This is a genomic window from Variovorax sp. KBS0712, assembly GCF_006323185.2.
Classification (GTDB): domain Bacteria; phylum Pseudomonadota; class Gammaproteobacteria; order Burkholderiales; family Burkholderiaceae_C; genus Variovorax; species Variovorax boronicumulans.
Map to the genome: position 1 here is coordinate 1,467,746 of NZ_VCCD02000002.1, position 12,922 is coordinate 1,480,667.

8 protein-coding genes are annotated in these 12,922 nt (G+C 70.0%); all 8 read right to left on the reverse strand.

From position 1 onward, the window contains the following. Positions 1-7: 7 nt before the first annotated feature. The 8 genes from tssI to FFI97_RS23920 are packed head-to-tail and all read right to left on the reverse strand — an operon-like array spanning position 8 to position 12,916. A complete protein-coding gene (gene tssI, locus FFI97_RS23885; RefSeq protein WP_139702122.1) occupies positions 8-3,205 on the reverse strand; it encodes a type VI secretion system tip protein TssI/VgrG in 3,198 nt (1,065 codons plus the stop codon). Positions 3,206-3,246: 41 nt separating this feature from the next. After that, the gene (gene tssH, locus FFI97_RS23890) at positions 3,247-5,940 is read right to left on the reverse strand and encodes a type VI secretion system ATPase TssH (protein ID WP_139702123.1); all 2,694 of its coding nucleotides are present in this window, start codon (positions 5,938-5,940) and stop codon (positions 3,247-3,249) included. Between the two features lie 39 nt (positions 5,941-5,979). Next, positions 5,980-7,035, reverse strand: coding sequence for a type VI secretion system baseplate subunit TssG (gene tssG / locus FFI97_RS23895; protein WP_260685126.1), 1,056 nt, complete (start codon positions 7,033-7,035; stop codon positions 5,980-5,982). Then, positions 7,032-8,924 (reverse strand): type VI secretion system baseplate subunit TssF, encoded by a 1,893-nt coding sequence (gene tssF / locus FFI97_RS23900; RefSeq protein ID WP_139702124.1) that lies wholly within the window; start codon positions 8,922-8,924, stop codon positions 7,032-7,034. The genes tssG and tssF overlap by 4 nt, the downstream gene beginning before the upstream one ends. Before the next feature lie 6 nt (positions 8,925-8,930). Then, positions 8,931-9,446 (reverse strand): type VI secretion system baseplate subunit TssE, encoded by a 516-nt coding sequence (gene tssE, locus FFI97_RS23905; protein WP_062481207.1) that lies wholly within the window; start codon positions 9,444-9,446, stop codon positions 8,931-8,933. Then, complete coding sequence (locus tag FFI97_RS23910; RefSeq protein ID WP_056584547.1) at positions 9,439-10,266, reverse strand: type VI secretion system accessory protein TagJ; 828 nt, start codon at positions 10,264-10,266, stop codon at positions 9,439-9,441. The genes tssE and FFI97_RS23910 overlap by 8 nt, the downstream gene beginning before the upstream one ends. Before the next feature lie 28 nt (positions 10,267-10,294). Further along, positions 10,295-10,852 carry a type VI secretion system tube protein Hcp gene (locus FFI97_RS23915; RefSeq protein ID WP_056584544.1) on the reverse strand — a complete coding sequence of 186 codons (558 nt, stop codon included), beginning with the start codon at positions 10,850-10,852 and terminating at the stop codon, positions 10,295-10,297. 54 nt (positions 10,853-10,906) lie between these two features. Next, complete coding sequence (locus FFI97_RS23920; RefSeq protein ID WP_260685127.1) at positions 10,907-12,916, reverse strand: caspase family protein; 2,010 nt, start codon at positions 12,914-12,916, stop codon at positions 10,907-10,909. Positions 12,917-12,922 lie beyond the last annotated feature (6 nt).

Below are 12,922 nucleotides of genomic sequence, written 5' to 3' on the forward strand. Positions count from 1 at the left end.
CGGCCCGTCAGGGCGTGCCCGACCCGCCGGAGCTGTTGGGGTCTTGCGAGCTGGTGGGTCCGGGCGTGCTCTGGGGCCCGTCCGCCGCCGGCGGCTGGTTCGAGCTGACGGGCTCCGCCGGTTGGCTCGAACTGGCAGGCTCGCTGGTGGGCCCTGCCGGCTGACTCGAACTGGCAGGCTCGCTCGGCCCTGCCGGTTGACTCGAACTGGCGGGCTCGCTCGGCCCCGCCGGCTGGCTCGAACTGGCGGGCTCGCCGGTGCCGGCCGGTGCCGTCTGCGCCGGCGAGGGCTGGGGGGTCGGCTGGGGCGCGGGCACCGAGCCGTCCTCGGCCGGCTTGAGCGCATCGGCCTGGTCCTCGGCACCGCTGCCCATCGCGCGGCCCATCGCGCCGATCGGGCCGCCCACCACGGCGCCCGCGACACCCAGCACCGGCGACGCGATGATCGCGAACGGCCCGGTCACCAGGCCCAGCGCTGCGCCGGTACCCGCGCCGATCGCCGTGTCGGTGCCGTAGTGCGATCCCGCCAGCGCCTCGCCCTGCGCCTTGCGATCGCGTGCCAGTCCGGCCATGTCCTGCAGGCGCTTCTGCAGGCCGGGAATGCGGCCGACGTCCGGGTCCTTGGCCGCCTCCTCGAGCTGCTTGGCCGCGTTCTCGTACTGGGTGAAGGTGGCGTCCACGTCGCGCGCACCCAGGAACAGCCCGCGGATCGCGCCCACCGCCGAGAAGAGCGCGGCCACGCGGTTCAGCGGCGGCGGACCGCCGCCCCCGCCCCCGCCGCCGCCGGCCTTGAAGATGTGGATCGGCGCCTCGCGCAGGCTGCCGAGCTTGCGCTCGATGCCCATCGAGGCCACCGTCTCGAGCTTGAGCGCGATGGTGTTCTCGATCTGCATGCCCATGAAGTTGGCCACCGCCAGCCCCACGGCGTTGTCCATGCTCATGCCCAGGAAGGTGGAACGCGCCGCGCCCAGGTTCGCCTCGCTGTTGGTGCCGATGTAGCCGCTGCTGTTGGCGCCGAGCACCGTGGTGTTGGAGCCCAGCGAGGTCTGGTTGATGTCGCCGATGGCCATCAGGTTGATGTGCGTGTTGCTCACCAGGCTGTACTGCATGAAGTTGGCCTGGAACGGCGCCACGCCGGCGTCCATCTTCATCGAGTTGCCGCCGGTCACCTTGAACTCGATGTGGCCGGCCTCGAAGGTCATGCGCGACGCCTTGTGCGCCATGCTGCCGGCGATGGTCACCGTCTGGTTGCCGCCCACGGTGCGGCTTTCGTTGGAGGCCGTGAAATCGGTGCGCGCGGACTTGGTCTCGATGCGGTGGTCGCCCTTGACGACCAGCGCGTGCGCGCCGTCCACGTTGGTGGTCTGGTTGGCCACCACGTGCACGTCCTGGCTGGCGCCGACGGTGATCTTCTGCGCCACCTTGACGCTCTTGGTCTCGTTGTTGGTGACGTTGACCGTGCGGTTGCGCTGCACGCTCACGGTCTGGTCGCGATCGACCTTGAGCGACTGGTCGCGGCCCACGCTGCCCGAGTCGTCGCGCTCCACGCTGCGGCTCATGTCGAGTTCGGCGTGGATGTTGATGTTCTCGGACCCCTTCTTGTCCTCGAACATGATCTCGTTGTAGTTGTTCACGCCGCCGCCCGGCGTGGACCGGGTCCGGAAGCCGCTCTGCGTGGGCGACTTGTACGGAATGGGCTGGTCGTCGTTGTAGACGCGGCCCACGATCACCGGGCGGTCGGGGTCGCCGTTGAGAAAGTCGACGATCACCTCCTGGCCGATGCGTGGCGCGAAGTAGCCGCCCCAGCCCTTGCCGCCCCAGGGCTGCGACACGCGCACCCAGCAGGTCGACTTCTCGTTGCTGTCGTCGTAGCGGTCCCAGTGAAAGTGCACCTTCACGCGGCCATGGTCGTCCACGTGCAGCTCGTCGCCCTTGGGGCCGACCACGATCGCCGTCTGCGGGCCGGGCATGGTCACGCGCGGCGTGAGGCGCGGCGCGCGAAACGGCCGGTCGACCGGCATCACGGTGAGCAGGAACAGGCTGCTGCCGGTCTGCGCGGCGGCCAGCGCGGGCGTGGCGGCGATGAGCTCTTCCAGCACCGGCAGGGTGTCGGCGTTCACGGCGTCGTCGCGCAGCACCTCGGCCAGCGCGCGCTGCACGGGCTGGGCCGGCGCGCTGGCGCTCACGCCCTCGTAGCCGCGGTGGCTGGCGATGAAGGTGCAGGCGGCGATCACGTAGTCGCCGTTGCGCGTGCCGTCGGGGTCGTCCTCGAACTTGAAGCTGCGCCCCGCCGCCACGTCGGGCCACGGCGTGAGCGCCCAGTGGCGGTCGCGGCGCGCGTTGAGTTCGTCGCCGCGCAGCTTGGCGCGCGTCTCGGCGTCGTCGCCGCTGAAGTAGCCGCCGGGGAACTCGAACATCTCGAACTCGGCGAGCTCGTGCTGGTCGGAGCTGTCGATGTCGGCGCCCAGCTTCTTCTTGATGGCCTTGAAGTCGCTGTCGCGCGACGAATGCTTGCCGGTGTCGAACTGCCGCGCGCTGACCCAGCGCGAGATCTCGTTGAAGCGCGGCTCGGCCGCGTTGACGGCCATGTGGCGCAGCGTGTCGGTCGCGGGCAGCTTGTCGTGCGCCAGGTCGCTGGCGTCCGACAGGTGCATGGTGCCGGGCGCGTCGTGCGCGTCGAACCAGTAGTAGATGCCCTCGTCCTCCAGCAGGCGCGACAGGAACTGGTAGTCGCTCTCCTGGTGCTGCACGCAGTAGCGGCGCGGGTTGTGCGTGCCGATGACGTTGGTGGCCTTGGTCTTCTTGAAGCGCTTGATCGGGCTGTCCTCGAACACCGCGTCGAGCACCTCGAGCACTTTCTTTTCCTGGTGGATGCGCGAGTTGGCGCGCTTGGTGAGCAGCCAGAACCACGAGCGCAGCGCGATGCGGTACTCGTAGTGCCGCCCGATGTGGCCCGCGCGCACGAAGCGCACCGCATGGCCCTGGCAATGCCGCTCGTGCGCACCGCCGTCGGCGTCCTTGAACTCGATGACCACGTCGAAGGCGTGGCCCAGGATGTCCTTGGCGGCGAGGTCCTTGTTCCTGGACAGCACCGTGAGCTCGTAGGCCGCGGGCCGCGCCAGCGCCTCGTGCCCGACGATGCGCCAGAACATCAGGTCGTCCTTGGCGGGCGAATCGCTCTCGATGCGGAACTCGTGGTCGGCCATCTTGGGTCTCTCGGAAGTGGGGCGTCGCGCTGCGGGGTCGGTCAGTCGAACGCGTAGGTGAAGTCGGCGTCCTTCACGTCGAGCGCCACGCGGCGGATCTCGCCGCCCGAGGCCAGGCGTTGCAGGTACTCGACCGAAATGGTGGGCAGCACGGTGTTGGTGAGGATCGCGTCGATCACGCGCCCGCCCGACTCCGGGTCCTGGCAGCGCGCGACCACCTGGTCGACCACCGCGTCGCTGTACTCGAAGGGCACGCCGTGGTTGGTTTCCACGCGCTTCTTGATGCGGCCCAGCTGCAGCCGCACGATCTTCTTCATCATCTCGGGCGACAGCGGGTAGTAGGGAATGGTGACGATGCGGCCCAAGAGCGCAGGCGGGAACACCTTCATGAGCGGCGCCTTGAGCGCATCGGCCAGCGCGTTCGAATCGGGCAGCAGCTCGGGGTCGCGGCACATGCTCATCACGAGCTCGCTGCCGGCGTTGGTGGTCAGCAGGATGATCGTGTTCTTGAAATCGATCATGCGGCCCTCGCCGTCTTCCATCCAGCCCTTGTCGAAGACCTGGAAGAAGATCTCGTGCACGTCGGGGTGGGCCTTCTCCACTTCGTCGAGCAGCACCACGCTGTACGGCCGGCGGCGCACGGCCTCGGTCAGGATGCCGCCCTCGCCGTAGCCCACGTAGCCGGGCGGCGCACCCTTGAGCGTGGAGACGGTGTGCGCCTCCTGGAACTCGCTCATGTTGATGGTGATGATGTTCTGCTCGCCGCCGTACAGCGCCTCGGCCAGCGCCAGCGCGGTCTCGGTCTTGCCCACGCCCGAAGTGCCGCAGAGCATGAAGACGCCGATGGGCTTCTGCGGGTTGTCCAGCCGTGCGCGCGAGGTCTGGATGCGGCGCGCGATCATCTCCAGGCCGTGCTTCTGGCCGATGACGCGCTGGTTCAGCGTGTCGGCGAGCTTGAGCACCGCCTCCACTTCGTTCTTGACCATGCGGCCGACCGGAATGCCCGTCCAGTCCGCGACCACCGAGGCCACGGCCTGCTCGTCGACCGAGGGCAGGATGAGCGGCGACTCGCCCTGCACCGCGTGGATCTTCGCCTGCAGTTCGTGCAGCTCGGCCAGCAGCGTGGCGCGGTCGGGGCCGGCCTCGGCGGCGGGCTCACCGGCCGCCGGTTCATCGACCGGCTTGTTGCCCGCGCGCAGCTTGCTGCGCAACTCGAGCAGGCGATCGACCAGCCCTTTCTCTTCCTGCCAGCGCGCATTCAGCGCTTCGAGCTGCACCTTCGATTCGGCCAGCAGCGTGGCCACCAGCGCAGCGCGCTTGGTCACGTCGATGCCGATGGCTTCTTCGCGGCCGATGATCTCCTGCTCGACCGTGAGGCCCTCGATGCGGCGCATGCAGTCTTCGACTTCGGGCGGCGTCGCGTGCTGCGACACGGCCACGCGCGCGCAAGCGGTGTCCAGCAGGCTCACGGCCTTGTCGGGCAGCTGGCGCGCGGGAATGTAGCGGTGGCTCAACTTCACGGCCGCTTCGATGGCCTCGTCGAGCAGCTGCACGCGGTGGTGCTTCTCGAGCACGCTGGCCACGCCGCGCAGCATGAGGATCGCCTTGGTCTCGTCGGGCTCGGGCACCTGCACGACCTGGAAGCGCCGCGTGAGCGCCGGGTCTTTCTCGATGTACTTCTTGTACTCGGCCCAGGTGGTGGCGCCGATGGTGCGCAGGTTGCCGCGCGCCAGCGCCGGCTTGAGCAGGTTGGCCGCATCGCCAGTACCGGCCGCGCCGCCCGCGCCCACCAGCGTGTGGATCTCGTCGATGAACAGGATGATCGGCGTGGGCGAGCTCTGCACCTCGTCGATCACCTGGCGCAGGCGCTGCTCGAACTCGCCCTTCATGCTCGCGCCCGCTTGCAAGAGGCCGATGTCGAGCGTGAGCAGCTTCACGTCCTTCAACTGCGGCGGCACATCGCCGCGCGCCAGGCGCTGCGCGAAGCCTTCCACCACCGCGGTCTTGCCCACACCCGCCTCACCCGTCAGCAGCGGGTTGTTCTGGCGGCGGCGCATGAGGATGTCGACGATCTGGCGGATTTCCTCGTCCCGCCCGGTCACCGGATCCATCTCTCCCTTCTTGGCTTTCTCCGTGAGGTCGACAGCAAATTTCTTGAGGGCATCGCCCTTGCCCATGGCGGCCGGCGCCATGGCGCCCGAGTCTTCGCCGGGTGCGCCGCTGCCCATGCCGGTGCCGTCCTGGGCGCGCATCTGCGCTTCGGGCGAGGCGTCGCAAATCTTCGGGAAGTTGTCGGCCAGGTCTTCGACCTTGATCTTCTCGAACTGCTTCGACAAGCCGAACAGCGGGTTGCGCAGGCTCTGCGTCTTGAGCATGCCGACCAGGATGTAGCCGGTGCGCACCTGCGCCTCGCCGAACTGCAAGGTGGCGTAGGTCCAGGCGCGCTCGATGGCGTTCTCGATGTGCGGCGAAAAATCGCTGATGGCGGTGGCGCCGCGCGGCAAGCGGTCGAGCGCGGCCGTCATGTTCTTGGCGATCACCGACACATCGAGGCCGTAGTGCTGGATCACGCGGTGCAGGTCGGAGTCCTGTGCCTGCAGCAGCTGGGCGAACCAGTGCTCCAGCTCCACGTACGGGTTGCCGCGCATCTTGCAGAAGACGGTGGCGCCCTCGATGGCCTTGTAGGCCAGCGAGTTGAGTTTGCCGAAGAGGGCGGTGCGGCTGATTTCACTCATGGAGGACTCCGTATCTCTTCTGAACGAATGAAGATGGGTTTATTGAAAAGAGGCGGACTGCTTCGGCAGGCGCGCCCTCGACGGCTGGCTGGCAATGCGCACGTCGGCCGCGTCGCGCGTGCGCGGGCGTTCGCCGAGCCACGAGACCCAGCCCAGGCGCGGGCCGTTGCCCCGGGCCTGGCCCAGGCGCGTGGGAGGCACCTGTACTTTCTCGAGCACCAGCTGCGCGTCCCATTCGAGGGTGTCGCCGAGCAGCTGCTGCATCCAGCGCTGCAGCACGGGCTGCGCGTCGCCGGTGGGCAGGAACATGCGGTACTGGTCGATCGTGAGCGGCCCCAGGTGCAGGCGCACGCGGTGCTGGCGGTCCCACGCGCGCGTGCCGAGCATCGCGCCCATGCCCATCGCGCGCGAACTCTCGCCCTGCCCCAGCCGCGTGACCTCGTCCGTGGGCACGCGCATCCAGTGGCCGACCCAGCGCTCCAGCTTCACCGGCACGCCGAAATAACTGCACAGCACCGACTCCACGCTTTCCGCGTTGTGCACGCGGCGCGCGAGCCAGCCCGAGAAATGCAAGCGCGCGTCGTCATGGATCTCGTCGCGACCGATGCGCCCCGGCGTGCCGATGCCGACCAGCGCGCCGACCTGCAGGCGGAAGCGGTCTTCGCCGGGCCGGTCGAGTGCCACGGCCGGGCGCGACTGCGCCCACGCGCGGTAGAAGTGCAGCGAGAAGCGGTGCGAGAAGGTGTCGAGAAAGGCCAGCCAGGTCGGGTCGCCGTGGTTCAGGCTGCGCTCGCGGATGAAGTCGCTCAGGTGCACCGGCAGCGGGCCGTTCGGGCCGATGTAGCCGAAGAAGTGCTGGCGCAGGCGCGGCGGCGAGTGCGCGGTGGCGGGCTCGAAGCGGCTGAAGCTGGCGGGCGCGAACGACAGCGAGGGCTCCTGCCCCACGCGCACTGGCTCGGCACTGGGCAGCAAGGCGCGGCCCCAGCGCGGCGTGGTCTTCGCGACGGACTCGATGCGCCGCATCACGGCGAAGTAGTCGAAGTCCCACGGCTGCGCCGACCACCCGCGCAGCGCGTTGTCTACCCGCGTGCTCACAGAATCTGTCGTGTCCCGCACAGCGGCCTCCAGCGCATGGCTTCGCCCTTGCCCGCGACGCGCAGCACGGTTTCGACGAAGTGGTTCACCTCGACATGGCGCGCGAGAAACTGCGCCAGCACGGCACCGAACAGGAAGGCGCTGTGGCCGTGGAAGGCGTCCTTGTCGACCTCCAGCGTCACCTCGAGCCCGCGCCCGAAGGCGATCGGGCCCGCGAGCGGCAGGCGCCGCGCCACGGGCTTGCTCTTCACCGACAGCAGCCCGCGCACCTGGCCCTGGCGCATCTCGTCGGCATGCACGGCGTAGAGCATGAGCGTCTCGCGCAGCGCGGCGGCGCCCTGCTCCGGCGTGCTGTCGGACAGCGACAGGTAATTGAGCGCCAGGTGGTCGATGACGCGCCAGCCCAGCCCCTGGCTCACGACCGGCGACACCGGCCGCGACGGCCCGCGCACCATGCGCACGCGCTGCACGGGAAAGGAGTCGACGCAGTCGAAGTCGTTGTCGCGCCCCAGCGGCATCAAGAGCGGCAGGTCGCGGTTGGTGCACAGCGCGGTCACGGCGAGCTGGCGCAGCGTGGCGGCGTACGGCGCCTGCTGCGGGTCGACGATCTGCATGTAGACCTCGGAGCCGATGTGGCTGCTGCGGTGGCCTTCGGTGCGCTGGCGCACCGAGAGCATGCGCGGCTCGCGCGTGGTCGTGAAGTAGGCCGGGTGGCTGTTGCGGCTGCCGTGGAAGGCCGAGTAGAACGGCCGGAACGGCTGCTCGGCCACCGCGGCGTCGGCCCCCGGCGCGCCGTGGCCGATGACCTCGGTGACGGTGTGCACCTCGAAGTCCTGCGGCCGCGTGCGGTCGGGCACCAGGTGGAATTGGCTCACGCCCTCGGTCACGGGCACGCGGTCGAGCCGCTTGGTGAACAGGTTGACGGCGGGCACGCAGTGCAGCTGCACGTTGTCGGCGCTCACCAGCTTCTCGAGCGCCGCATCGCCGCGCGAAAACAGCAGCACGATCTCCAGCTCGGTCACCGGCATCGTCGCGAGCAGCGCCTGCAGCCCGCCGATGCGCACGAACTGGAAGCGCTGCGGAAATGCGAAGTACTCCTGCAGCAGCCGAAAGCCCGAGAAGCCCGTGGCCGTGACCGGCAGCAGCGCCTCGTCGTCCCCGAAGCCGACCGCGCCGATGGCACTGCCCGGCAGGCTGCGCATGGTGCCTTGCAAGGCACCACTGGCCGTGAGCGGTCGCACCCACACGCCGATGGGCTGGCCCAGCGCGCATTCGTGCAGCTGCCAGGCCACGTCTTCCGCGCCGCCGAAGTGCAGCACCAGGTCGTCGAGCGCGATCTGGCTGAAGTCCAGCCCCGCCGTGGCGCGCAGTGCGATGCGCAGGCCGCCGCGGATGGCGCGCGACTGCGGATGGGTGTTCAGCGGCAGGTCGGGCGCGTAGGTGAAGTACTGGGCGCGCTGCACCTCGATCGGCCAGATGCGCAGTGCAGCAGCGGTGCGGAACTCGCAGTGCGTGTTCTGCCCCACGGCCTGGCGCGCGCGCAGGCCGGCGCCGCGCGGCAACGTGGGGCCGGCCGCGAGGTTGGCGTCTTCCGGGTCGGGCACGAACGACACCACCGTCATGGCCGGCGTGGGCGCCAGGAAGTGCGGGTAGACGATGTCGAGCAGGTGGCCCGTGAAGCGCGGGTATTCGGCGTCGAGCTTCAGGCCCACGCGCGCCGAAAGGAAAGCCGTGGCCTCGATCAGCCGCTCCACGTACGGGTCGGCGACTTCCTGGCCCTCGATGCCCAGCCGGTGCGCGATCTTCGGGAACGCACGGGCGAACTCCGAGGCGCTTTCGCGGAAGTAGCGCAGCTCCTGCTCGTACAGGCTCAGCAGCCGAGGGTCCATGTGGACTTACCTTGGGTTTTGCGCCATGTCCACGATCTCTATGCGGCCCTCTTCCAGATCGACGCGGCTTCGCATGAGGAACTCGAGCGGCACGGGCTGCGCCCACAGCATGCCGCGGATCTGCAGGCCGATGCTGTTGTGGGACTCCAGGGCCGGGCCTTCCATGACGAGTTCAACTTCGAGTGTGCGGGACAAAATGCGCGGCTCGAACTGCAGGATTGCGTTCTTCAAAGCCTGTTCCATGCTGACACGCTGCACCGACGAGGTGAACTGGCCAGACAGCATAGGCAATCCGTAGTTGATGACGGAGCGCGCGGCATTCGGGTGCTGCTTGTCGTCCATCGACAGGCCGTGCCCCGTGGCATTGAAGAGCCAGCCGAGGTCGCGCAGCACAGCCTGGCGCAGCGCCTGCTTGGTGAGCGTGCGCTTGTCGTCGCCCTCGCGCTTCTCGTCGGGCGCGTGGTCGACGAGGCGGTCCAGCAGCGAAGGCTGCAGCCGCTCCTGCGCGGTGAGTTCAGCCACCGCCGCTGCTTTCGCCGCCTTCAGCAGCAGGCGTGAAGAGGATCTCGCGCACGTCCATCAGCGCGTACTCGCCCGCGTCGCTGCCGAGCACGCGCTGGCCGTAGCCGGCCCAGACCTCGGGGCGCAGCTCGCGCCACTCGGTCTTGCGCGCCAGGCGCAGCTCGCCGTCGTCCTGCGCCTCGGTGCCTTCGTAGCGCGTGGGAATCAGCGCCAGCGTTTCGCCGCCGTTCTCGAACTGCAGGTGCGCGGGCATCCAGACGCAGTCGCGCAGGTCTTCGGGCGGCTCGATCTTGATGTGCGCCAGGCGCGCGTAGGGAATCCAGTAGTACTTGCCGTTGACGAAGGCCTCGAGCACCGGGCCCAGGCGCATGTCGGCGTCGGCCAGCCACTCGAAGGGCGCGCCGTCGATGGTGCCGGCGATGGCGGGCGCGCCGTCGAAGGCGCGCTGGCGCAGGTCTTCGGCCAGCCCGCTCTCGCCGCGGCCTTGCCGCAGCAGCGATTCGATGAGCAGTGCCAGCCATTCATCGGGCTGGCCGAAGATCATCGGCGTGCGCGTGCCGGCGAACACGTCGGCGCGCAGGCCTTCGCAGCGCACGGCCTCGCCGTACACCTGCTTCATGGGCACGGCGAGCGCGTCGAGCTCGGCCGCGACGGTGAGCTGGTTGAGCGCGCGCTCCCACTGCCCGAGTACGCACAAGAGCTGCGCCATGAAGACGCGGTGCTTGGGGTCGGAGGGCTTGGCGCGCACGTCGTCGCTCAGGGCCTTGAGGGCGGCCACCGGGTCGGCGGCCTTGAGGAAGTCTGCGGCGGTCGTCGTCATGGCGGGGTGCTCCTGGGGGCGTTCGGGTTCAGGTCCGGGTGAACTGGCATTCGCGCACCGCGCCGCGCGCGCCGCTGGTCTTCTGCGGCGCCGACTTGATCTTCACCGTGCGGTAGCTGATGGAGACCAGCTCCGAGGGCACGCCCCAGTGGCCGCCGGAGTTGAGCACCAGCCGGCAGATGCGCGCGTTCTCCAGCGATATCTCGAAGGTCGCCTGCGCCTCGGGCGACTGCGGATCGCCGCCGGCCTTGTAGGCGCTGATGACGACCTTCAGGTCTTTTTCCTGCGCGCGCAGCAGGCTGGCGAGCGTGGCCGTGGCCGCGTCGCTGCGGCGCGCGACGACCAGGTTGTGGGGCACGACCTGGTTCTGCGCGGACGACTCGGGCACCTGCACCGACCAGTAGTAGCCGCCGATGTTCAGGCGCGCCTTGCCGTCGTCGAAGACGCGTTCGAGCTCGCCCTCGACGGGCGAGCCCTTGCTCTCGATCATCATGACCAGGTCGGTCTCGGCCGAGCCGGTGCCGATCAGTTCGTAGAACTGCCGTGCGTCTTCGGGGCTCCAGGAGCCGTCTTCGAGAAATGCCATGTCAACCTCCGGATTCGGACAAAAAAAACTGGACCGGGACCACGCGCACCTGCCTCATGGCCGCGCACCACCGTCTGCCGCGGCGGCGCTCCTGCGCAGCAAGGCCGCGAACACCTGGCGCTCGCCGCCTGCGGCCGGCGGCTGGCCGCCGCGCACGCGCACCTCCGACACGTCGGCCTGCGCCGCGGTGGCCACGCCGAACAGGCGCGGCGCGCTGTGGGGCGCGGCCGGCACCGCCATGACCAGCAGGCGCGCCTCGCCGGCCGCATCGAGCCAGGGCAGGTCGAAACGCTTGACCGACGGCTGCTCGGGCGTGCCGCGCTTGAAGCGGTTGGTTTCGCCGGCCCCGTCGGGGTACACCGCCTGCAGCGCGCCGCGCGCGTCGATGCCGGTGATGACGAGGTCGAGCGAACGGCCGCTGGTGTTGCGCACGTTCAGGCGCACGCGCTCACCAGCTCGCAATGCAGGCAGCACGCTCGCGGCCTCGGCGACCGGCACGCTGCGCAGCAGCCGGTCGGCGCTCCAGACTTCGAGCGCCGCATCGAAACCGTCGAGCTGGCCACCCTTGGCATGGGCCTGCAGCTGGGCCAGCCACTTGAGCTGTGCCAGCGCCTGCAGGCGGCGGCGCAGCGCGGCCACGTCGGGCACCACGACGGCGGAGGCGGCGGTGCCGAACACGGGCGCGAGCGCTTCGAGGCGATGGCCGGCGGGGCCGAGGTCGGTCCAGCGCACGTCGGCGTTCGCGGGGTCGTCGGCCAGGCGGATCGCGGCCGGGTAGTCGAGGCTCAGGCCGGCAGGCAGCGGCTTGTCGGCGCGCACGCGCAAGGCTGTCGCGGCCGGCTCGGCAATGGGCGTGACGCTCCAGAACGCGCTGCCCGGCAGGTCTTTCAGCGCCGCGGGCACGGCGAGCCAGGCGCCGCCGAGCTTGATCTGCGCGATGGCGGCCGGCGCGCGGCGCACGGTGCCGTCGTCGAGCGTGGCGAGCACGCGCACCTCCTGCTGCGGCGCCAGGCCGTCGAGCAGGCCGGCCTTGACGGCCAGGCTGTCGCCGCTGCGCTGCGCGCCCCACACCGGGCGCGTGGACGCAGGCGCGCCGCTGTTGGCGAACAGTGGCGCATCGAGGTTGCCCTCGGCCACGGGCGACGGCAGCTCGCGGGTGGGAAAGCGCTGCGCGAGTTCGTCGATGACCGGCGGGTACAGCGCGAGCACGCCATCGAACAGGTCGCGCCAGGTGGCGGGCTTGCGCGCCAGCGACTCGACCACGGCCCAGGTCAAGAGGCCCTGCGGCCGGGCGCTGCGCGCCTTGCGCGGCAGGCGCAGCTCGGGCGTGATCTGGTGGCTCTCGGACGCGAACAGCGCCACGTAGCGGGCGCGCGGTACGGCGTCGCCGGTCGCTGGCGGAGACAAGGACCGTGCGGGCGATGCACCGCCCATGAGCTGCGTCGTGCGCAGGCCGCGCCAACGCACCTCGTCATCGGCCGGGCCCTCGGCGGTCGCGGGCGCATCGCCCGTGCCGCGCGTCATGGAGTTGGCGGAGCAGGTATCGAACACCGAGGCGACGAACACGTTCTTCGCGAGGAAGGCCTGGATCCAGGCGTCGAAGTCGACGTCGCGCAGGTCGCCGCTGAGCGCGGCATCGGCGCCGAGCGTGCCGCGCACGTCGCGCGCGAGAAAGTTCTCGGACAGGCCGTCGGGCTCCTGGTAACGCTTGGCCACGTCGCGCAGGCGCGTGCCGTGGCCGGAGAAATACAGCAGCACGAAGTCGCCGCTGGCCGACTGCGCAAGCAGCCGCGCCAGGGCCTCATGGATGGCCTGCGATTCGGGCAACGCGGCGCCGGCCACGCCGTCGGCGAGCACGGCGATGTCGGGCGCGGTGAAGCCCTGCTTCAGCAAGGCGTCGCGCATGAGCATCACGTCGTTGCGCGGCGCCTGCAGCCACAGGGCCTGCGGCTGGTTGACGAGTTCGGAGACGCCGACGAGCAAGGCGCGCTGGGTGGCGAAGGCGGTGCTGCCGCAGACGAGCAGCGCCAGCATCCACAGCACCTGCAAGCCGAGCACCCGCATCGCTCC